The organism is Zhouia amylolytica AD3 (assembly GCF_000511935.2).
GTDB lineage: Bacteria > Bacteroidota > Bacteroidia > Flavobacteriales > Flavobacteriaceae > Zhouia > Zhouia amylolytica.
This window is the reverse complement of record NZ_AYXY01000019.1, coordinates 915,550-939,535: the sequence shown is the minus strand read 5'-3', so window position 1 is coordinate 939,535 and position 23,986 is coordinate 915,550. Positions and strand designations below refer to the sequence as shown.

General features: G+C 36.2%; 17 protein-coding genes. 1 reads left to right on the top strand and 16 read right to left on the bottom strand.

The window, feature by feature from the left end:
• Positions 1-57: 57 nt before the first annotated feature.
• The 15 genes from P278_RS08825 to P278_RS08755 form a co-directional block, all read right to left on the bottom strand.
• Entirely contained in the window at positions 58-2,052 is a 1,995-nt protein-coding gene (locus tag P278_RS08825) for a DUF349 domain-containing protein (RefSeq protein WP_038265117.1), read from the bottom strand.
• Between the two features lie 116 nt (positions 2,053-2,168).
• Positions 2,169-2,927, bottom strand: a complete 759-nt coding sequence (locus tag P278_RS08820; RefSeq protein WP_038265114.1) for a shikimate dehydrogenase family protein — start codon at positions 2,925-2,927, stop codon at positions 2,169-2,171.
• On the bottom strand, positions 2,905-3,921 hold the full coding sequence (locus tag P278_RS08815) for a DUF368 domain-containing protein (protein WP_038265109.1): 1,017 nt from the start codon (positions 3,919-3,921) through the stop codon (positions 2,905-2,907). The genes P278_RS08820 and P278_RS08815 overlap by 23 nt, the downstream gene beginning before the upstream one ends.
• Positions 3,922-3,924: 3 nt before the next feature.
• On the bottom strand, positions 3,925-4,845 hold the full coding sequence (locus P278_RS08810) for a DUF368 domain-containing protein (RefSeq protein WP_038265107.1): 921 nt from the start codon (positions 4,843-4,845) through the stop codon (positions 3,925-3,927).
• Between the two features lie 34 nt (positions 4,846-4,879).
• On the bottom strand, positions 4,880-6,280 hold the full coding sequence (locus P278_RS08805; protein WP_038265106.1) for a tetratricopeptide repeat protein: 1,401 nt from the start codon (positions 6,278-6,280) through the stop codon (positions 4,880-4,882).
• 99 nt (positions 6,281-6,379) lie between these two features.
• Positions 6,380-7,567, bottom strand: coding sequence for an aspartate aminotransferase family protein (locus tag P278_RS08800; protein ID WP_038265099.1), 1,188 nt, complete (start codon positions 7,565-7,567; stop codon positions 6,380-6,382).
• Positions 7,568-7,571: 4 nt separating this feature from the next.
• Positions 7,572-9,317 (bottom strand): OstA-like protein, encoded by a 1,746-nt coding sequence (locus tag P278_RS08795; protein WP_235444267.1) that lies wholly within the window; start codon positions 9,315-9,317, stop codon positions 7,572-7,574.
• Between the two features lie 278 nt (positions 9,318-9,595).
• A complete protein-coding gene (locus tag P278_RS08790; protein WP_038265096.1) occupies positions 9,596-10,867 on the bottom strand; it encodes an adenylosuccinate synthase in 1,272 nt (423 codons plus the stop codon).
• Positions 10,868-10,889: 22 nt separating this feature from the next.
• A complete protein-coding gene (locus P278_RS08785; RefSeq protein WP_038265093.1) occupies positions 10,890-11,333 on the bottom strand; it encodes a Fur family transcriptional regulator in 444 nt (147 codons plus the stop codon).
• Between the two features lie 41 nt (positions 11,334-11,374).
• Positions 11,375-13,579, bottom strand: a complete 2,205-nt coding sequence (locus P278_RS08780) for a RelA/SpoT family protein (RefSeq protein ID WP_038265090.1) — start codon at positions 13,577-13,579, stop codon at positions 11,375-11,377.
• A gap of 41 nt (positions 13,580-13,620) precedes the next feature.
• Complete coding sequence (locus tag P278_RS08775) at positions 13,621-14,853, bottom strand: M48 family metallopeptidase (RefSeq protein WP_038265087.1); 1,233 nt, start codon at positions 14,851-14,853, stop codon at positions 13,621-13,623.
• 36 nt (positions 14,854-14,889) lie between these two features.
• Positions 14,890-15,693, bottom strand: coding sequence for a TrmH family RNA methyltransferase (locus tag P278_RS08770; RefSeq protein WP_038265084.1), 804 nt, complete (start codon positions 15,691-15,693; stop codon positions 14,890-14,892).
• Between the two features lie 77 nt (positions 15,694-15,770).
• Complete coding sequence (locus P278_RS08765) at positions 15,771-17,075, bottom strand: amidohydrolase family protein (protein ID WP_038265081.1); 1,305 nt, start codon at positions 17,073-17,075, stop codon at positions 15,771-15,773.
• Between the two features lie 12 nt (positions 17,076-17,087).
• Positions 17,088-20,078, bottom strand: a complete 2,991-nt coding sequence (locus P278_RS08760) for an amidohydrolase family protein (RefSeq protein WP_038265078.1) — start codon at positions 20,076-20,078, stop codon at positions 17,088-17,090.
• A gap of 80 nt (positions 20,079-20,158) precedes the next feature.
• The gene (locus P278_RS08755) at positions 20,159-21,226 is read right to left on the bottom strand and encodes a DUF3810 domain-containing protein (RefSeq protein ID WP_038265076.1); all 1,068 of its coding nucleotides are present in this window, start codon (positions 21,224-21,226) and stop codon (positions 20,159-20,161) included.
• A gap of 75 nt (positions 21,227-21,301) precedes the next feature.
• Here P278_RS08755 and P278_RS08750 point away from each other — a divergent pair, with 75 nt between their 5' ends.
• The gene (locus tag P278_RS08750) at positions 21,302-22,762 is read left to right on the top strand and encodes an aminoacyl-histidine dipeptidase (RefSeq protein WP_038265546.1); all 1,461 of its coding nucleotides are present in this window, start codon (positions 21,302-21,304) and stop codon (positions 22,760-22,762) included.
• A gap of 57 nt (positions 22,763-22,819) precedes the next feature.
• Here the strand turns inward: P278_RS08750 and P278_RS08745 are convergent, their stop codons facing one another.
• The gene (locus P278_RS08745) at positions 22,820-23,971 is read right to left on the bottom strand and encodes a peptidylprolyl isomerase (RefSeq protein WP_038265074.1); all 1,152 of its coding nucleotides are present in this window, start codon (positions 23,969-23,971) and stop codon (positions 22,820-22,822) included.
• Between the last annotated feature and the right edge of the window lie 15 nt (positions 23,972-23,986).

The window sequence follows — 23,986 nt, the reverse complement described above, 5'->3', positions numbered from 1 at the left end:
TCCGGAAAATAAAAAAAGCCACTGGAAAGTGGCTTTTTTTTTATTCTATTCGGATATTTATTCTCCTGAAGGATCTTTATCTGATGACTCTTCCACGTTTTGTTCTTCTACATCTTCTTCCAGATTAATATTTCTAATCTCTTTTAATTTGGCTTTCCATATATCTAAAGATTGTTTGTGTTTATCAATGTTATCAACAACATCTTTTACTATAGGATTCTTTTTATCTGTATTAAAGAAGGCTAGATTGTTCTCTAATTGTCTGATTTCGCCTTTGAGTTCATCAATCTTTCTTCTTATGAAACGTTTTTCATCGTAGATGAGATTTTCGTCATTGGCTTGCTCTAATTGGTCAATTTTATTACCGTATTTGATCAGTTCAGCTTCTTGTTTATCGATGTTTAATTTTCTGAAGAGTGCATCAATAATTTTAAAGAATTTGGCTTCTACTCCTCTTTTGTTAAATGGTACTTTGCCAAAGCCGTTCCATTCAGCGATAAAGTTCTTGATGGTTTTCAAGTCTTTTTCCTGATCATCACCCAGCTCAAAAGTTTTCAGTTCGTCTAAGAAGGCCTTTTTCTTATCCAGTGCTTCAAACTCAACTTTATTGGCTTTATTCTGATGTGCATGATATCTATCAAAATATTTGTTACAAGCCGCTTTAAATTCGTCCCAAATTTTATCTGAGTATTTTCGAGGAACATGACCTATTTTCTTCCAATCAGACTGAATTTTTTTCATGATTGGGGTGGTATCGTTCCAGTCTTCACTTTCTTGCAAAGATTGGGCAATTTCTACCAATTTTAGTTTCTTTTCCAGGTTGACATGCTGCTCTTTTTTGAGCGTTTTGTAGAAAGCATTTTTACTGCGATTGAAGCGTCTTACCGTTTCTTTAAAAGAGGACCAAGTTTCTTCATTAAATTTTTGAGGAACCTTGCCTGCATTAAAGAATGCTTCGCGTAAGCTTTCAATTTCTTTTATTTTCTTTTGCCACTCGGAATGTGATTTATAATTTTTCGAAGAAATTGCTTCAATTTCGGCAATTATGTTTCTTTTCTTCTCTAAATTTAGTTCACTAAGTTCATCTAATTTTTTATAGTACTCTTGCCTTCTTTTATGGATTTCTTTTGTTGCTTCACTGAAACGATTCCAGATATCTTCTCTGTGTTCTCTATCTACCGGTCCAATATCTTCTTTCCATATCTTATGTAGCATTTGAAGTTCTCTGAAAGCTTTTACAACATCTTTTTCATTTTTTAAAGCCTCTGCTTTTGTAACGAGCTTTTCTTTTTCTTCCAGGTTATGTTTAAAGTCCAGATCTCTAAGGTCTCTGTTAAGATCGAGAAAATCATAAAACCTTTCTACATGAAAATGATATGTTCTCCATACATCGTTATAGCTTACTCTAGGCACAGGACCGGCATGTCTCCAAATGTCCTGTATTTCTTTAAAGCGCTTGAAGGTTTCATTAATGTTTTCATCAACGTTAATAAGTCCTTTTAGTTCTTCAATCAGGTGAAGGCGTTTCTCAAGATTTCCTTTTAAGGTTTGCTCAAGATTTTTATAGTAGGCATTTCTTTTAGCGCGATACTCACTGTAGAGTTCGTCATATTTTTTCTTAGTAGGGGAGGTGAAGGAAAAGTCAATTTCATTTCCGCCGTCATTGATGAAGTCTTCTTTTCTTTGTTCTAACTCTTCCTGATGCTTTAATTCAAATTCGTATTTTATTCCATCAACATGGTTTTTGATGGCTTGAATTTTATGATTGTTGATGAGTTCTTGCAGCTCGGCAACCAACTTTTCCATGCTCAAAGCATGATAGTCTGGCATTGGTATACTGTGGCGCTGTTGATTATCTTCATCTTCAGCATCCTCGGCATTTGACTTATCTATTTCATCAATAGCTTCATCATCTTGCTGATCCTGATTGATGTTTTCAATGTTATCGTCTGAAACTTTCTCTTCTTGCTCCTCGGCATTTGTAATCTCAACAGTTTCTTTATTCTGTCCGTCTGCTTCGTGCAGGTTATCCTTTTTTTCTTCGTCTAACATTTCAAGAATGTTTAAGGTTCATCACTACTTTAAAGTCTGAAAGATACTAACAAGTCTTAAGATAGCCAAGTATTTTGATAAACACCCCTTAAAATAAATCAGTCAGAAGTTAATTTTTATTCATTCCATATTTTCCAAGCCTTTTCTGCTTGAAATTCTAACATTTTCAATCCATTACATATGGCAGCTCCTTTTTCCTTTCCTAATTTTAAAAAGGCAGTTTCTTCCGGGTTGTAAATAAGATCATATAATAAATGTTTTTTGGTAATGAACTCGTAAGGGATTGGCGGTTTATCTTCAATATTAGGATAGGTACCTAAAGGAGTACAATTAATGATAATTGGATGATCTTCAATGATATACTTGGTTAGGATCTTATATGTGAAATCAGCATTACTTGATGATCTGGAAACAAAGTTGTAATCAATTCCCATTTTTTTAAGTGCAAAGGCAATGGCCTTAGAGGCACCTCCGGTTCCAAGGATAAGGGCTTTGGTATGATTTGGCTTTATAAACGGTTCAATTGATTTTTTGAATCCATAGTAGTCGGTGTTATAGCCTTTTAATTTCCCTTTTTTCGTGATTTTTATAGTGTTTACAGCTCCAATTGTTTTGGCATTTTTGTTCAAGCTATCCAAAAAAGGAATTACGGCTTGTTTATATGGAATTGTAACGTTCATTCCTTTAACTTCGGGGTGTTCTTTAAGAATATTGGGGAATTTTGCAATGTTCTCAAGGTCGAAGTTAACGTAGGAACAATTGGATAGCTGAAGCTCTTCGAACTTTTTAGAAAAATACGTTCGTGAAAAGGAATAAGAAATGTTTTTACCAATAAGTCCGAACAGTTTATGTTTATTTTGTTGTGCGTTTTCCATACCAATCTAATGCTAAGACAATTAATATACCAATGCAAATAAACCCCAGGGCAGTCCAGGTTTCTACCGATTCAAAGTTAGGAATGTATCGCTGGTAGTTTAAAATAATTTTTTCACCTTCACTGTCTAAAATATAATTTCCGGTTTCATTTAACTTGTATATGGTTTGTTTCCATGGCCAAACCACACCCAAGGAGCCCGTTATGAACCCTATGATTACTGCGGTGGTAACAAATTTATAATGTTTTAGTACATAATTCAGGAGGTGGGATAGTGTTACAAGTCCGGTTGCTGAGCCGAGGGTGAATACAGCTAGTATTTTCAAAATATGAAGTCTTTCTCCGTTGTTGATAAAACTAAAATCGCCTTTGAATACTTCTGCTATAGTGTTGTAAAGGGCGTTAACCGAATCAACCAACAATAGAACGTAATTACCTAAAAGGATTAAAATAAAAGATCCTGACAGTCCCGGGAGGGTCATTCCGGAGACACTGATAATGCCACAAAGAAAAATAAATAACAGGTTGTCATTTTCTTTTGCCGGGCTCAGGAAACTAATGGAAACACCTAATATCAGGCCAGCTAATGCTGATAAAATGGTGTTTTTTTTCCAATGATGAAAGTCTTTGTATATGTAATAAATAGAACCTAATATCATTCCAAAAAAACAAGCCCAAACATAGAGTTCTTTTCGTTCGAGAAAATAATCAAGAATTTTAGAAACACTAAAATAGCTGGTGAGCATTCCTAATAGAAGTAGCCCCAAAAACCGACCATTGATGTATTGGTAGAAGCTCTTAAAACCTCTTTTGAATAATAGGGTAAATGCTTTTCCATTGATACGCTGTAAAGAGAAGATGAATTCTTCATAAAAGCCTGCAACAAAGGCAACAATACCGCCTGAAACGCCTGGAACTTTATTTGCAGCACCCATCGCTAATCCTTTTATGAAAAGGAATATTTTATCTTGAATGGTGCGCGTTTTTTGCAGCATATATTAGTTAGATTTAACAGCTACTCTTTCTAAAATGTAAATGGTAAGAAAACCACAAATTGCCAGTAATACTGACCATAATAACTGAGGATCTCCTGTATAATTACCTGGCAATATACTTTGCTGTAATAAGGGAACTTCATGACCTTTGGAGTTGGTGTACCATGTTAAGGTTTCTTTCCATGGCCATATTTTGTTTAATGAACCTAAAATGAACCCGGTTAAAATGGCCAAAGTAAGATTTTTATAATGGTTGAACATCCATTTTAATATGCGGGCGAAGCTTAAGATACCGAAAATGGCACCAATTCCCAAAATACCAATTGTTTTCAGATTCTTTTCATCAATTGCTTCCAAAACCACTTTATAAGCTCCTAGTAGTACTAATATGAAGGCACCGGATATACCTGGTAAAATCATGGCGCAAATTGCCAAAGCACCGGCTAAAAACAAAAATAAATTACTTTCTGTGTTTTGCATTGGGGGAATGGTGGTAATGTAATAGGCCACAATAGTTCCAATGATAAAAAATGAAATGGTGCTTAATTGCCATCTTTTAATTTCTTTAGCAACAAAAAGGATACTTGCTAAAACCAGACCAAAGAAGAATGACCAAAGTAAAATGGGTTCATTTTCCAGTAACCATTTGATACCTTTGGCCAGGGATAGCACACTAATTGCAATCCCTAAAAGGAGGGCAGCAAAAAAGTTTCCATTTATCTGTTCCCATGTTTTGGCAATTCCCTCTTTCCTCAAGGTTTTTAAAGCGGAAAGATTGATCTTATTAATTGATGAAATAAGTTCTTCGTATATTCCTGAGATGAAGGCGATGGTGCCTCCAGAAACGCCAGGAACAACATCAGCTGCTCCCATGGCAATTCCTTTAAGAGTTATGATTAGGTAATCTAAAAATGATCTTCGCATACTTTGTTCTTAACTCGAACAAAAGTATATAATTTTAATTTGAGGTCTTTTGAAAATTTGTTATAATATTCTTAACAGTTTTTCTACTAAAAACAGAGGGGAATGATTCTGTCATATTCTTTAAATGACGATAGCCGGTTTTTAGGGCAGCCTTTAGATGCTGACTACCTTCGAGGGCGTCTCCTATGGTATAATAGATCGCTGAGAGTCTGTATTCCAGTGTTGCTTCTGATGGGTGAAATTCTAATCCCTGCGTCAGGCATTGGATAGCAGAATTGTATTCCCCTAGTTTTATGAGGATATCTGCCCAGGCTGTCCAGGTGTCTAATTCATAATTGCCAAGTTCAACAGCTTTTTTGTAGGCTAAATCAGCTTCTTCGTAAAAATGTAAGTTACTATGAATAAGAGCACTTCTTTTCCAATATTGCACATTTTCAGAATCAATGTTTATTGCCTTGTTAATGTAGTGCAAAGCTTTGCGATAATTTTCCTGTCGGATGTAAAAATCAGTAATAGCAATCCAACCTTTATCGAGTAAAGGATCTTCATGAACCGTTTTATAAAAATATTCTTTTGCAAGGTCCAGATTTCCTAACTTTTCGTGGCATTTTCCAATTCTTAATAAGGCAAAAGAAGTTGGATCTTCCAATTTGAGTGTTATTTCGTAATTCTCGATGGCTTCATTATAGCGTTTAAGTTTTTCAAGTACTTTTCCTTTTTCGATATAAGCACCAATAAAAGCATCATCTGAGTAGATAGCGAAGTCAAATGCAGCAACGGCTTCTTTAAATCTTTTATCTTTAAAAAATTGTTTTCCGATCTGATGCCATGCGACCTCACAATATGGATTTTTATCGAGGTAGATGTTGAGAAATTCAATAGCGCCCTCTGTGTCACCTAAATTATCAAAACAATAAATAGCATTATATAAGGCCGGATAGTCTTCAGGATCTTGTTCAATGCACTTCAGAAAGCTGTTTTTAGCTTCGACGTAGTCATCAAGAAATAAATATTCCATTCCTAACAACGAATGAATGTCGGAACTTTCATCAGAATAGGTCAATGCTAATTGCAGCATTTCTATGGCAAGCAAATGATTTTCTTTTTTAGAAAAGATATTAGCTTTTTGAATATATACTTCTTCATTTGTGACTTCAATAGAGGCGATTTCTGATAAAAGTTGTTCAGCATCATCCAGGCGGTTTTCAAATACCATAACCTCTACTTTTAAAAGCTTCAATTCTGAGGACGTTGGATGTTGTTCTAAACCGATAGCAATAGCCTTTTTGGCTAAACTAACTTTACCATTGTTTAAATAATGGTGTATAATGTCTTCAAAGTCTTCAGTATCAAAGAAGTAGACATCATTCGTTTTTAGCATAGACTCGAACTTTTCGAGCGGGAGGTTTTGTTCATTGTGAGCACTAAATTGCATAAGCGATGCGGTTTTAGATTTCTACATTTATAAAGTTAGGGCTTGATGGCTACGATTTGATTCATAGTCATGATTGTTATTAACAAATTAGTTAACAGTTTAGACGTTATATTGGTTTAATACTTTCAATATGATGTCACACCCTTGTTTAATTTCGTCATTACTGATGGTTAGGGGAGGCGTTATTCTAACGGCACGGGTCTCTACCAGAAGCCAGAATAAAACAAGTCCGTGCTTCATACTTTCCATAACCAAATGATTTGTTATTTCTTCATTTTTCATGATCAGGGCTAACATTAATCCTTTACCTCTGATTTCATTGATAAGTGGATGTATTAACAATTTTCTAAATAACTGTTCTTTTTCCAGTGTTTTTTCCTGAAGGTCTGAATTTATTACTTCTTTAAGGGTGGCCAGGCAAGCTGCAGCTATTACAGGGTGTCCACCAAAGGTTGTAATATGTCCTTGCTTTGGATGGTCTTTCAATAGATTCATCAGTTTGTGTGAGGCCGTAAAGGCACCGACCGGCATTCCTCCACCCATTCCTTTTCCCATCACAATAATATCAGGAACAATTCCATAGTTCATAAAACCAAAAAGTTTACCTGTTCGTCCAAATCCCGGTTGTATTTCATCCAGTATTAATAGCGATCCTGTTTCGTCGCAACGTTGACGCACCTTTTTTAAGTAATCATTTTGAGGTTCGATAAACCCAGCTCCGCCTTGAATTGTTTCCAAAATGACAGCTGCAGTTTTATGTGTTATTTGATTTAATTCATCCGGATTATTGAATTCGATAAATTTAACTCCGGGAATGAGGGGTCTAAATGCTCTTTTGCGGCTTTCTATTCCCATAACACTCATTGCACCCATAGTATTACCGTGATAGGCGTTCTTTGCTGAAATTACAGTGGCGCGACCAGTAGCTCTTTTAGCCAATTTAATAGCGCCTTCAATCGCTTCGGTACCGGAATTAACTAAATAGGTAGCTTCTAGCGGGGCGGGAAGTTCACTGGCCAGTAATTTTGTCAAGGCAACAGCCGGTTGTTGGATATATTCACCATATACCATCACATGCATATACTGATCAACTTGTTGCTTTATAGCTTCTATAACTTTTGGATTAGAATGTCCAAGGGTATTTGCCGAAACCCCGGCTACAAAGTCAAGGTATGCATTATTGTCAATGTCATATATATAAGACCCTTCGGCTTTTGAAATTTCTAATGCCAACGGGTGAGGCGATGTTTGCGCCTGATATTTGTAAAAATCATCTAAGTTTGACATTCCTTTAGTTTGTTTTGCTACTCTTTTTGACTACAATAGTGTCCTGCTTTTTTGCTGGTGTGGCTTTAGGCTTTGGCTGGACATTGGTCGGGTTTTGCTTTGAGGGATCATTTTCTTCATCGCTCTTCTCATCAATTTTCTCTTCTCCGGGAGCAAGGTTAGGATTGTCAATATCAATAGGGTTTGTAACTCCTTTAATTTCAGGTAATATAATATTGTTGTCGTCTTTGTCAAATATATCATCCTTCGTTAAGATCATCTGATCGCCATACCATTTTAATCCTCTCAATTTCCTGCCATTAGGGGGGAGTTCCTTGTCCGGATATATGTTACCATCTACTTCATTTCTCGATATTACATCATCAATTTCATTTTCAGAAAAAATAAATTCAATGCTTCCGCATTTTCTCTTATCAATTCCTATAAACTCAGTCTCGTTCCAGAGGTAATAAATCAGTTCGGCATTTTTTACAACATCAACTTGTTTTAGTTTATTATCTATAAATTTTCCAAACAGATCTTTGCCTTTTATCTGATTGAAAGCGTTTTCACTCAATGTATCCTTTTGAACGATAAATGCATTATTCAGTACTTTTAATGAATCAAGCTTTTCTGTTTCAAGATCTGAGGTTATCAGGATGCTGTCGCCAGTCATTTGTGTTTTGCCACTCCATAAAATAGGGTCTTTAATCAGTCGTGTAATTCCCGATTTTTCATCAGAGGTAATGGAGTCGCATTTACCACTCATATCACTTTTAAAGAATTTTGCGTTATGAAAGGCCTTAATGATCCGTTCATTTTCCTTACCTGTAACCATTAGTGTGTCTCCATGAATATACATGGAGTCTTTTTCTACAATACTGATAGCTACAGCTCTTTTTGTAACAAAAAGGGAGTCTTTTGCTTTGTAAACTTCTGCATAATGACCTTTTACAACTCCTTTATTTATGGTGTCAATAACTCTAATATTGTTCGTGGCAGAGGCAAATTCCCTGGCTTTATCGAAATAAACGCTATCTCCTCGTATAATTCTGTTATTATAGTCGATGCGGGTGTTTTTAATACCATAGCCATTTTCAACTTTGGTATCGTAAAAGCCTCTTTCACAGTACAACTTATAATCTTTACCTGTAATCGTTGAAGGGCCGTACATATAGGCGTTTCGCGAGTTGGTATAGTAATCTAAACGCGCTGATTCGATGTTGTAATCAGGGTTCACAATTTTCACATCGCTTTTAAACTCGTATTTTTTGATTGTAAGGTAATAGCGTCCCTTATTGCTTGTTAGTGTATTAACGCTGTCCTTAACGGTTCCAAAGGTGTTGTAATAAGCTTCTTGTATTGTTCTGTCAAACCACACTTTCTCAGAGGTTAACTCCATCGAGTTATTACGGAGGTTAACAGCTCCTTCTGCCACAGCAATTTTTGTGTTACCGTTATACTCAGTTCGATCACTATTCATCTTGATAGAGTCTCCCTGTTGGAAAAAGACATCTCCGTAAGCCTTTATGGTATTATCTTCTTGATAATAAACCGCAACATCACACCAAAAGTCTACGCCCTCATGCTCGAACTGAACTTGTCTATCTCCGGCTTTGCTAAATATAGCAGCTCCAGGATACTTTGCTTCATCTTTAGAAAAGTCACCTCCATAAACAATTTTAATACGTTTGCCTTGTGGTTCTTGAGCATTCGAATAAAAGCTTAAAAGGACTAAAATGTAACAGCATGTATTTAATATAAATCTCAATACTTTAAAATTTTTTATAAAATTAAAAATTTTACTCACTATGTAAGATTAAAAATAAGCCTGTGCTTAAAAAGTTTTATTTCTACAGGCAAAATTGACTTCTATATTATTTGGAAGTCAGTTTAGATATCCAGGGACGATTCTGGTTTTGGTTCATCCATTTCCAATGCTGAACGATGCATTGGAAGAGTTAACAATTTGATATTAGGTGTACTTTGAACAAAGCAATTAGTTTAAGCAAAAACGCTTTGGTGATTTAACCAAAGCGTTTTTGTTATTTATAGGTGAATGGTTTGTTTTCTGTCCGGACCGACCGAAACAATTTTAATTGGCACCTCAAGTTCTTTTTCCAGGAAGCTAATATATTCATTCAGTTCTGATGGAAACTCTTCGGCGGAATTAAGTCCTGTAAGATCTTTAGACCATCCTTTCATTTCAATGTATACTGGATTGACATTTTCAGGTTCAATATTGTAAGGAAGGTGGTTCACTACTTCACCGTTATACTCATATCCGGTACATACTTTTAAGGTTTTAAAACCACTAAGTACATCAGCTTTCATCATCATAAGTTGGGTTACCCCATTTACCTGTACTGCATAACGCAAGGCTACCAGGTCTAACCAACCACAACGTCTTTTTCTACCGGTTGTAGCTCCGAATTCATTTCCTATCCGTCCTAATGTTTCTCCATCTTCATCAAACAATTCGGTAGGGAAGGGGCCACTACCTACTCGGGTAGTATAAGCTTTAAAAATACCTAAAACCTCGCCAATTTTATTAGGAGCAACTCCTAAACCGGTACATGCACCTGCCGCCGTTGTATTGGAAGAGGTAACAAATGGATAGGTTCCAAAATCAATATCCAATAAAGATCCCTGTGCGCCTTCTGCTAAAATAGTCTTACCTGATTTCATTGCCTGAAAAACAAATTCTTCACTGTCAATAAATGTAAGTTGTTTTAGCGCGTCAATTGCCTCAAAGAAATCTTTCTCTAATTCGGCTAAATCGTATTGAATATCAACATTGAAGAACTTAATCATTTCTTCATGCTTATTAGCCAGAGATCGGTATCGTTCTTTCCAGTCTTCTAATTCAAGATCTCCAACCCTGATCCCATTTCGCCCAGTTTTATCCATATAAGTTGGACCAATTCCCTTAAGGGTCGAACCTATTTTAGCCTTACCTTTTGATGCTTCAGAAGCAGCATCCAATAACCGGTGTGTTGGTAAAATAAGGTGGGCTTTTCTCGAAATCAGGAGCTTTTCATTAATATTGATTTCAAATTGACTAAGATTGTCAATTTCCTTTTTAAATATTACCGGATCAATTACAACACCATTTCCAACAACATTGATGGCATTTTTGTGAAAAATACCTGAAGGAATAGTATGAAGGACATGTTTAATGCCATCAAACTCTAGTGTATGTCCAGCGTTGGGTCCGCCCTGAAAACGAGCGATAATATCATAATCTTTGGTGAGAACGTCAACAATTTTACCTTTTCCTTCGTCTCCCCATTGTAATCCTAGTAGTAAATCTACCGCCATTGTGTTATTTATGTGTAGTTAATTAATTGTCTTTATTTTTTGTGCCGTAAAAATACAACGAATGGTTTTGAATTTTAATATCAAAAACCTCTTCAATTGTTTTTTTTATGGTTTGGATGCGTGGATCGCAGAATTCTAACACTTCACCAGTATCTGTTAAAATTACATGATCATGCTGTTTATCGAAGAATGATTTTTCGTAATGAGCCTGACTTTGACCAAACTGATGTTTACGTACCAGATTACATTCTAAAAGAAGTTCAATGGTGTTATACAGTGTAGCACGACTTACACGATAGTTTTTATTTTTCATTTTGATATAAAGACTTTCTATATCAAAATGTTCTTCGTTATCATATATTTCCTGAAGTATAGCATAGCGTTCAGGTGTCTTACGGTGCCCGTTTTCTTCTAAAAATTTAGTAAAAACGTTTTTTACAATCTCTTGATTTTTATTGTCATTCATTATCGAAAATTCAAAATCAGCTACAAATGTACGGTTTAATATTAAATTCGAGTTACTTTATCTATTCCGTTAACTTTTTTTAGGTTTTCTATTAGTTTTTTAAGGATGATATTGTTTTTTACCTCAAGGGTGATATTTCCTGAAAACACCCCATCATTGGTGTCGAATTTAATATTCTTCATATTAACATGCATATTGTTTGAGATCACTTTGGTAACATTGCTAACCAGTCCTAATTTATCAATACCTGTTAATCTAATATTGGCTGTAAAGTTTTGTTGTGAAGAGTCGACCCATTTGGCTTGAATGATACGATAGGCAAAATTAGATTGTAAAGCTAAAGCATTTGGACAGTCTTTTTTATGCACTTTGATTCCTTCGTTTACGGTTACAAAACCAAAGACATCATCTCCCGGAATAGGGTTACAGCAGTTAGCGATTTTATAATCTAGTTTTTCTTCTTCTTTTCCAAAAACTAACAGATCGTATTTATTCGTTATTTCATCTTTGTGAATTTCTTCTGCTGCGGTCCCTTTCTTCATTCTATTTTTGAAGAAATTGATGAACGTATTTGTTCGCGAAGCCGCAAAGTCTTTTAGCATTTGGTTGTCAATTTTACCAATACCCACCCGGTAAAACAGATCTAAGCTTGTTTTCAGTTTAAAGTAGACCACCAATTGGTTGACTGTCTTTTCATTCAGAGTTATTTTAAGCTGCTTTAATTTACGACGTAGAATTTCTTTACCATCTTCAGCAATACCTCTTTTTTCTTCTCGTAAGGCCGATTTAATCTTTGAACGAGCTCTGGCTGTAGTGGCATAATCGAGCCAGTTAGCATTCGGTTTAGAGCTATCTGAAGTTATAACTTCGACCTGATCACCGCTTTTTAAGGGATGGCTCAGCGGGACTAATTTACCATTGACTTTTGCACCACGGGTGTGTAATCCTACTTCGGTATGAATACTGAAAGCAAAATCAAGAGGTGTAGCGTCTTTAGGCAGTGATTTTAAATCTCCTTTTGGCGTAAAAACAAATATCTCTTTTGCGTAAAGATTTAGTTTAAACTCTTCAACAAAATCGACGGCATTCATTTCAGGATTTTCCAAAGCTTCCTGAAGCCTGTTCAACCAGACTTCAATTCCTTGCTCTTGCTGTTTACCGTGTTTATATTTAAAGTGAGCCGCATATCCTTTTTCTGCAATTTCGTGCATGCGCTCACTTCTTATCTGCACTTCAACCCAGCGTCCTTTTGGCCCCATAACGGTTATGTGTAGGGCTTCATATCCAGTGGATTTGGGTGAAGATATCCAATCTCTAAGTCTTACAGGGTTTGGTCTAAAGTGATCGGTAACCACGGAATATATTTTCCATGCCAGGAATTTTTCGTTGGCATAGTCACTTTTATAGATGATTCGAATAGCAAACTTATCGTAGACTTCATCAAAGCTAACATTTTGAGCAAGCATTTTTCTTCTGATAGAGAAGATTGATTTCGGTCTTCCTTTAATGGTGTAATTGAGGCCTTCGTTATCTAGGGTTTCTTTAATTACATTGCTAAAGGTTTCGATATATTCATTTTGCTCTTCTTTGCTTTCTTCTATTTTTCCGAGTATATCATTATAAACATCAGGCTCGGTATATTTTAACCCGAGATCCTCCAGTTCTGTTTTGATATTGTAGAGTCCAATTCGGTGTGCTAAAGGAGCATATATGTATAAGGTCTCGGATGCTATTTTTACTTGTTTATGCTCCGGCATTGACTCCATGGTTTGCATGTTGTGCAAGCGATCGGCTATCTTTATTAAGATTACCCTAACATCATCATTAAGGGTCAGGAGCATCTTTCTAAAGTTCTCAGCTTGGAGTGAGATATCTTGTTCAGAGCTTATCATGGAGATTTTGGTCAGACCATCTACAATTTTCGCAATGGTTTCACCAAATAATCTTTCAAGGTCTTCAAGTGTGTAATCCGTGTCTTCTACTACATCATGTAATAGGGCTGCTGCAATGGCTGTCGCATCCAATCCTATTTCACGAGCGACTATTTTGGCTACTGCGATTGGGTGGAATATATAGGCTTCCCCACTTTTTCTCCGTTGTTCCTTATGGGCATCAACAGCTGTATCAAATGCTTTTCTAATGAGCTTCTTATCGTCATCTGAAAGCGCTTGATAACTTATGCGCAACAGTTCTTTATACTGTTTGGCAATTTGTTTATTCTCTAATTCCGTATCAATTACAGCCATATATTAAATTTAACACAATCTTTATTATTTAACAACAAAATCTATGCCTTAAGTTTACGCATCCGTTGCAAAAGCGTTGGATGTGAATAATGGACAAATACATAAGTTGGATGTGGGGTAAGATTACTTAAATTATTTTTAGATAGTTTTTTTAACGATGTGATAAGAGGTTCTGCTTTATAAGTATCTTTAGCATAAAGATCTGCCTGGTATTCAAATTTTCTGGAAATGAAATTCATGATCAGTCCTGTAAGCTCTGAGATAGGCGTGTACAGGATACCGAAAGCAATTAATCCTGCATGGAAACTTGGCTGACTCACCCCAATAGCCATGGAGAATTCGGGAATGTTTATAAACAGGGATAAGATATATAATGTAATTCCCGTAAGCAGAATTGAGGCAATGAGGTTAAATATGATATGCTTGTGTTTGTAGTGACCTACTTCATGCGCTAAAACTGCCAAAATTTCATCTTCTTCCAGGTCGTTTATAAGGGTATCATATAAGGTAACTTGTTTCTGAGAACCAAACCCAGAGAAATAAGCATTAGCTTTTGTAGATCTTTTTGAGCCGTCTATCACAAATATCTTATTGATATTAAACCCAATTTTTGAAGCATATGCTTCTATTTTGTTTTTGAGGGATCCATCCTCTAAGGGTGTTTGTTTATTGAACAGGGGGACAATTAACCTGGTATAAAACATATTCATGAAAATTGTAAATACAGCAATCAAGCCCCATGCGTATAGCCAGAAGTTCGCTCCGGTAACCTTATAAAACCAAATGATAATGGCTAAGATGCCTCCACCCAGGATCACTGTCATTATCCAACCTTTGATCTTATCTATAAAAAATGTTTTTTTAGTGGTTTTGTTAAATCCGAATTTCTCTTCAATAACAAAGGTGTGATAATATGAAAACGGAGTGCTAAGAATATCTGAAGCAAACATGATAATCCCAAAAAAGACAAGAGCAATCACAATTTCATTATTTGAGCTATTACGGGCTAACCTATCTACAAAATCGAATCCATCGAGAAAGAAAAAAGCTAGTGTGGCTACGATTGAAATTGTAGAAGTGAGGGTGCTGAATTTATAATTTGTGGTTTTGTATCGTTGTGATTTTTCATATTCTTCGTTATCGTATACATCTTTTAAATCATCAGGAACCGGATCATTGAAATGATTTGCATTCAAGCGATCAAGAATCTTATCGAAGATAAAATCAACAATTAATATGGTGATGATAATATAAAACAAGGTGTCAGGATTCATTGTATGAATGATGTTTTGGAGTTATTGTGAGCTTATCTAGTTAAAGGAACGTTGTCTTTTAGCTTCAAAAATAATAATAGCTGCAGATACAGAAACATTCATTGAGTCTATTTCTCCTTGCATTGGAATTATTATGTTACGGGAGGCATTTTCTAGCCATTCATCGCTTAATCCTGTAGCTTCGGTTCCCACTACAATGGCAGTAGGGTTCGTGTAATCGATCGTATGATAATTAACGGATGCTGTTAGTGCTGCACAATTAATCTGAATGTTACGATCTTTAAGAAATTTTATTATTTCCTGGGTTGTTCCAGCGGCAATTTGATTGGTGAATACACATCCTACACTTGATCTGATAATATTGGGGTTGTAGAGGTCTGTTTTTGGATTAGCAATTATAACCGCATCAACAGCGGCGGCATCTGCTGTTCTCAATAATGCCCCTATATTTCCCGGCTTTTCAGGTGCTTCGGCAACAAGAATTAATGGGGTGTTATTTTTAAAACTAAGTTCTTCCAGCGAATGTTTTTTAGTATTTGCAATAGCAATAATTCCTTCGGTGGTTTGTCTGTAGGAAATTTTTTGGTAAACTTCTTTTGAAATTTCTATTAAATCAGGGGTGAAATTACATGTTCTTACCAACTCTTCAATCTTAACAACAGGACATATGTCATTATAAAATAGTATCCTATTGAGCTGATAACCGCCTTTAAGCGCAAGTTGTACCTCTCTAAGCCCTTCAATGACAAAGGTGCCTGATTTTCTGCGTTCTCGCGACTTTTCTTTTAATAAAACGATTTCCTTAATCAGGGAATTCTGTGTACTAGTAATCTTTTTCAATGCTAGAAATTTTAGCAAAATTAAGCAAAAAAGCGTGCCATCAGGCACGCTTTTATTTTCAATGTAGATCGTATTATTTATTTACCATTAATCTTTGAGTTATACCTATGGTATAATTCAGTTTGATGGCTTTCGAGACTAATGTCTCTTCCTTGAATGAATGCTTGAGAAAGCTTATTAGTTCGCATGTCTAATGCATCTCCTTCACTTATAAATAAGGTAGCATCTTTACCAATCTCGAGGGAACCTGCTAAATCATCAATTCCTAAAATTTTAGCAGCATTTAAGGTTAAAAGAGCTATAGCTTGTTCTTTGTTTAAACCATATGCTGCAAAGGTTCCTGCATAGAAGGGTAGATTTCGGGTATTCATACGCTCCATGCTACCGCTGGGGTCAATACTAACTAATACACCTTTTTCTGTTAATAATGCAGCTAATTTATAAGGCTGCTTTACATTAGTATCCTCTCCGGCCGGGAGGCTATGCGGTCTGCCAACCAAAACAGGGATATTGTTTTCAGCAAGCATGTCGGCAACTTTATAGGATTCCCGGCCACCAACAATTACAATTTTTATATTATTTTCTTGGGAGAAATTAATAGCATCCAATATTTCCTTTTCACCGTCTACATGGATATAAAGTTTTTGAGTACCATCGATTAATCCGGATAAGGCTTCATATGGCAAATTTCTGGGGGTCTGATCTCCTTTTAAGTATGCTTTGGCTTCATTTATAAAAGAAACTACATCATCAAGATCTTCCGGGTATTTTTTATTTGGCTTCATACCCGGGTCTTCACCTAGCCACCAACGACCCCTGGTAAAGCTGTTCGGCCAATTAAGGTGAATAGCATCGTCTACTTTTATGGCGGCATCTTCCCAATTCCAGGCATCCAACTGCACTACAGAAGAGGTGCCGGATATTCTTCCTCCTCGTGGTGTTATTTGTGCCATTAACACCCCATTAGGTCTCATGGACTCTACGATTTGAGATTCAGCATTATAGGCAATTAAACTTCTTATATTAGGAATCATGCCTCCAATCTCATCTTCGTCATCTGTGGCACGTACGGCATCTATTTCCACCAAGCCCAGGGTCGCATTACATGCAATGAATCCGGGATAAACGTGTTTTCCAGCGGCTTCAATAATTTCATCATATGCCTGTTGATCTAACTTGCTTGTGGTGGCATCTGCAACCAGAGATAGTTTACCATCTTTAAATCCAATTAGACTGTTTTCTATAACTTCTCCATTCCCTAAATGGGCGGTAGCGTTCATTATTAGTATCGATTTGGATTGCTTCGGTGCCGGTGTTTGTTGTGCCATTATCGAGGTAATGGCAAAAACACATGCAGCAATATTTAGTATTGTTTTTTTCATCTGTTTAAATTTTTATAATGAATCACAGTGAAAGTGTTTTTCTTCTTTTTTCACGGGAGCTTGTGTTTTCATGCCATTATTTTTTGCGGCAATCATCATGTTGATAAGCTCGTTACGTTCGCTATTGATACTGTTTTGCATTTCCTGCATGGTTTCATAGTCGTAGTAAACAGTACCTTCAATCATTGTTTTTTCTGCTATGGCATAGATAGAAAGCGGATGATCACTCCAAAGCACTAAATCTGCATCTTTACCTTTTTTAATGCTTCCAATTCTATCATCTAAATGCAGTAATTTTGCCGGGTTCAGCGTTACGAACTTCCAGGCATCTTCTTCTGAAACCCCTCCATATTTAATGGTTTTAGCAGCCTCTTGGTTTAGTCTTCTCGACATTTCTGCATCATCAGAATTGATTGCTACAGTAACCCCTGCATCATGCATTATGGCTGCATTATAAGGGATCGCATCTTTCACTTCATATTTATAAGCCCACCAGTCAGAAAAAGTAGATCCTCCTACACCGTGTTCTACCATTTTATCGGCTACTTTATATCCTTCAAGGATATGCGTGAATGTATTAACATTAAAGTTGAAATTGTCAGCTACTTTCATCAGCATATTAATTTCACTTTGCACATAGGAATGACAGGAGATAAATCTTTCTTTATTGATGATTTCAGCAATAGTTTCCATTTCAATATCATACCTTGGAGCTTTTGAATTGGCTTTCGCTCTTCGTGAAAGTTGGTTATAATTATTCCAGGATTCTTTGTATTCTTTTGCTCTTTGGAAGTAGTCCGTAAAAACTTGTTCTACACCCATTCTGGTTTGAGGAAAACGAATGGTTTGCGTAGTTCCCCAATTCGATTGCTTAACATTCTCTCCCAATGCGAACTTTATAAATTTCGGGGCATTATCGATTAACATATCTTCAGCACTTCCTCCCCATTTTAATTTAATCAAGGCAGAACGTCCTCCAATAGGATTAGCAGATCCGTGAAGAATCTGAATTGTAGTTACTCCACCTGACAAATTTCTATAAATGTTGATGTCATCCGGGTTTACAACATCTCCGATATTGACTTCAGCTGATGAATTATGACCTGCTTCATTAATGGCATCAGCAGCAATGTGAGAATGCTCATCTATTATACCAGTGGTTAGATGTTTACCTGTGGCATCGATCACCCTGGCTTCATTTGAAGATAAATTAGTTCCAATCTCTGCAATTTTACCATTTTTGACTAAAACATCAGTGTTTTTTAAAACACCTTCATTTTCATTAGTCCAGACGGTAGCATTTTTAAATAAAATTGTTTCTTGCTGCGGAGTGTTTTTAAATCCGTAAGCTTTGTTAGGGAAAGAAACCGGGAAAACTTTAGGTTGCTCCTCGTTTTTATCTTGTTTCTCTTTAGACTCAAAATCGGAAGTTTTGGTTGCATACCAATTCACTGAAGTTCCATTGGCTAATACACCAGAGCCATTAAGGTTGTCTGATTTTGTTACCTTGGTGGTTAATCTTGTATAGGTTTTACTGCCATCAGTTTCGGGTGCAAAAAAGACATTAACCCATCCATTATTATATTCTAATTTTGAAGCAATTTTTAAGGTGTCTTTTTTAATTTCGATTGAAGGGCTTTCTATTTTTCCTTTTATACTTAAGTTGTATTCGGTGCCATTCACCTTTAAATTATAATCGCCACGAATATCTTTAATATTCATATTGTTTATAATATGTTTCTGACCTTGAACCCAGTTCTCATATAGCGTGGTTGATTTCTCAAATAAAGGTCCGGATGTAATTAAGAAGTTAGCATGTGTTCCATTTTTCAAAGATCCCATTTCGTCACTTTTACCAAGTAATTTTGCCGGAACTTCTGTCAATGCAGCTAAAGCAATCTCAGGCGCCAAACCATATTCAATAGCCTTCATCAAGTTACTTTTAAATTCTGAGACTTTTTTATTTTCTGCAGTAGTTAAAGCGAACGAAATATTATTGCTTGAGAGTACTGAAAGATTTGTCGGTGCCTGATTCCATTGACGCATATCTGATAGCGAAACTTTAGAAGCCTGATAAGGGTCTGTTACATCATAAGCATTCGGAAAGTTCAGGGGGATAATTAAAGGTGAATTGAGGTTTTTAATTTCATCAATTCGCTCATATTCATAACCACTTCCCTTAATGATATACTTTATATCAAATTCATTTCCAATCTTGTTTGCTCTAAGCGCATTAAGTTTGTTGTTTCCGGCATCAAAAATTTGTGGAAGTTCCTGATTCTTAATCAAGGCTTCAATAGCCATGTCTTTATTGTCAGCATTTCCTTTAGCATACCAGTCAGCATCATGGTAAAGTTGTCTCAGTAAAGCCATTGCCCCCATTAATGATGTTGGGTAGGATTGGTTAGAAGCAGCACTTTTGTCAAATGATAAAAACTGAGATGATTTTTGCTCTAATATTCTTTCACTGTTATTGGCTTCTGAATTTAGCGCCACCAAAACTCCTGAACCTCTCACGATACCATCAGCAATATGAGTGTTCACGACCCCAAATCCATTTTCAACAAGTTCTTTAGCTTTATTAGTGTCGAATTTAAACTTGTTAACTGCATCCTGATCCGGTATGATATGGTCATTCCAGTAATAACCTTTACGACTTGCATCATACTGCGGGCCGGAACTTCTTTGTCTTTTTGGTTTTTCGACACCAAATTCGGAATAAATATCAATGAATGAAGGGTAAATGTATTTTCCTTCCAGGTTTATTGTTATTGAGTTGTCTGGTACTTCAACAGAAGTCCCGGCAGCAATAACCTTTCCTTTTTGAATAAGAAGTGTTGCGTTTTCCAGCACTTCAGTAGGGGTCACATAAATTTTTGCATTTGTAAACGCGGTATAACTATTTTTTGAGGTTTTAACGCCGTCATTTTTCGGAAAATATTCTTGAGAAAAGACCGAAAAACTTAACCATAGCATACATAGCGATAGTAGTTTTACTCTCATGTATTAATTAATTTAGATTAGCTTTCTAAAATTATAATAACTTTAAGAAGAATAGGGGGTGTTAAGTTTTTTTTAACGTTTTAAAAAGGGTTCTTTTTATAATAGTTAATTAATAGCGCCACTACATAGCTGTAGGTTTTAATGCCATCTTTTTGGTTGTTTGCTTTCAAGAAGGTATTGAAGGTTTGTTTAAAAGCCGGCTCTGCTTTGGTTTTATGTTTTCGCCAGAAATTAGCAACTTCGACATAATTCTTAATAATTCCGGAATTTATTTTGGTATTGTATTCTTCGAATAATTCAGGATCGTTTCGTTTAATCTCACCTAAAAAATAGCGCATTACATATAAGTATCCCGAATATTGGAAATAAATATCGTCATTGTGAACGGCGGCTAAATATCCTATGAAGTTAGCTTCATTTTCTGCTGAATAACCAATTTGATGAGCTTCCTCATGACAACTAACTGTCGGGTATTTAAAATCAACCTGCAGGCCGTTTACCTGTGCTTCATTGGTGAATGGATTCAGGTATCCACTGTACCCCATATAGGTTAGGGCCGTACTATACAATGATGTTTTAATACTTTTCGGAGAATACTGAAGATCCGGGATCTTTTCAGAGAGATTTTGATACCCATTTTTGGTCATTCTGTACATCTCATTTTTGGAGTAAGGAATCTTAACCAGAACCGTGTCATTGTTTGTTATTTGCAGATGGAGCTCATTACACTTAGCAACGAGTTGATCTGTAAAATTCAGAAGTTCTTCATAAGAGTATTCATTGCCAATATTTAAAGATTCATGAATTGGTTTTCTGTAATAATTCATGCCCCAAAAAAGATGGAAAGTAAAGTACAGGAAAGAGATAAGAACGAACATTTCTCTAAAAAAATTTCGAGTTTGTTCAAAGAACATCTTTCCTCTTAATATAAGAAAGCGCATAATTAATATGGTTGCTATCGTATAAAAAACATCTCCAACAGAGAATGGGATCCAACCAAATGTATAGCGTAAAGATTTGGATAAGAATGGATAAAAGGCATTGCTATAATAGGTTTCTATCCAATCAGGGTGACTCCCCAGCCATTTTACCAGTAAAATTTGTGGGAAGATTGAAAGGGCCAGAATCGTTTTTAATCTTTTAGACATGAATTCAAATTTAACCAAATTAATGACATTCTTGATAAGATGGTTACTTTTGTAGCGATAAAAAACACTAAAAACATGAGTAAAGAAATAAGAACACTTGCGCCTCAATCAGTTTGGAATTGTTTTGCTGATTTAAACGCTGTACCCAGAGCATCTAAAAAGGAGGAAGAGGTCATCGCTTTTATGATGGATTTCGGTCATAAATTGGGATTAGAAACCCTAAAAGATGAAGTAGGAAATGTAATCATACGAAAGCCTGCCACAAGTGGTATGGGAGACAGGACTCCTATCGTTATGCAATCCCATCTAGATATGGTACATCAAAAAAATGCAGGAACTAATTTTGATTTCAATACGCAGGGAATAGATATGTATATTGATGGAGAATGGGTTAAAGCTAAGGGGACTACTTTGGGTGCTGATAACGGAATGGGAGTTGCCGCTATTATGGCGATTCTTCAGAGTAATGATATTCCACATCCGGCATTAGAGGCTTTATTTACCATTGATGAAGAAACTGGTATGACGGGTGCAATGGGATTAAAAGGGGGTGTGCTTAAAGGTGAGATTTTATTAAACTTAGACACGGAAGAAGATGATGAAATAGATATAGGATGTGCAGGCGGCGTGGATATTACAGCCAGCAGAACCTATAATGAAGAACCAGTTCCTGAAGGGACCATTGCATATCAGCTATTGATAAAAGGTCTTCAAGGGGGGCATAGTGGTATGGATATTCATAAAGGATTGGGTAATGCCAATAAGATCATGAATAGGATGCTTTTTGCAGGATTTGAAAATTATGGGTTGCGAGTAGCTGAAATTAATGGAGGTGGTTTAAGAAATGCGATTCCGCGTGAGAGTACTGCTACCGTGGTCATTGATAAGGTGCATCAAGAGGCCTTTGAATATGAATTTAACCAACTCGCTGAGGTTGTTAAGTCAGAATTAAAGACTATGGAGCCTGATCTATCTATCACAGCTCAACCAACCAATATCCCTTCTAAGGTAATGTCTTTGGGTGTGCAAGAGGGTGTTATTAACGCCATATATGCAGCACATAATGGGGTATACAGGATGAGTGCTGATATGGATGATTTGGTTGAGACTTCCAATAACCTGGCAAGGGTTACCATAAAAGATGGTAAAGTTGAAGTTATGTGTCTGACCAGATCGTCTGTAGAATCTTCCAAAGAAGATCTGGCAAATACGCTTAGAGCTACTTTTGAATTAGCGGGATTTGAAGTGTTATTGAGTGGCGCTTATCCGGGATGGACTCCAAATGTGAACTCGCCTATATTAGAAGTTTTAAAAGAAAAGTATGCGAAGCTTTTTAATGAGGAACCAGAGGTTGTGGCTTGCCATGCCGGATTAGAGTGTGGTATTTTAGGTCAGAATTATCCGGATATGGATATGATTAGTTATGGTCCTACGATTCGAGGGGCTCATTCACCAGATGAACGGGTAAATATAGCCTCGGTTCAAAAGTTCTGGAAATTTACTCTAGAGATTTTAAAAGACATACCAAAAAAATAATTGGATATAAAAAAGCCTCGCATCGCGAGGCTTTTTTATTATTCTTACTGCTAAATTTTATTCCTGAGGTTTGGTTATTTGAAGATCAAAAACCAAGTCGGTATTTGGAGGAATTGGTCCGGAACCTGTTGTCCCGTATGCTAAATGAGAAGGGATGAACAAGCGGATTTTATCTCCATAATTCATTAAAAACAAACCTTCTTTAAATCCGGCAACTAATTGAGCATCTAAACTTAATGCCGTAGGGAATGGCTGATACCCGTTACGTCTTAACTTACTTTGTTGTACAGCATTCATTTTTTCAGCAACATCTAACCAACTTGTGTCAAAAAGAAGTCCATCTGTGAAATAACCTGCATAGTTCACCAATACTGTATCCCCTTCCTTTGGTTTTTCGTCGGTTCCTTTTTCAAGAACAATATATTTAAGTCCAGATTCGGTTTCTTCTGCTTCCGGCAATTGGGCTTCTATCTCTTTTGCCAGATCTTCGGCTGCTTTTCTAGCCTCCTCAGCTTTTTTATTCGCTTCTTCAAAATAATCGGTAAAAACCTGAACGGCATCAAAGCTTTTAGCCTCTTTACCGTTTCTTATAATTTTAATGTTATTCATTACGATACTATCAAGCGGTCGATCTTGAGGGTTCGTTTCAGTGGTTGCTATCGAGTCAATTACATCAAGTCCTTTAACCACTTCTCCAAAAACAGCATGACAGCTTACTCTAGGGTTTTCACATGGCTTAATATTTCCTCTTTCATCGTATGCATCTAAAAACTTAGTTGCTTTATGGGTGATGAAGAACTGGCTTCCGTTTGTGCCAAATCCTGCATTAGCCATAGATAGTATTCCTTTTTTATCATGTGATAAACTTTTGTCGAATTCATCTTTAAATTTATAGCCTGGGTTACCATTCCCTTGCCCCGTAGGATCACCGGATTGAATCATAAAATCTTCAATTACACGGTGAAAAATTACGCCATCATAATACTTTTTTCCTTTAATTGAATCTGTTACAAAAGGATTTGTTCCTTCTGCCAGCGTTACAAAATTGGCAACTGTTACCGGAGTTTTGTCGTAGGTTAGTTTTACAATAATCTCTCCTTTTGTGGTTTGGATATCGGCAAACAGACCGTCGCCAAGCTCACTGTATTTAGAGGAACAACTGGCTACGAACAAGCCAAGCATTACAATAAGTAAATTTATTTTTTTCATGTTTAATGTATTTAT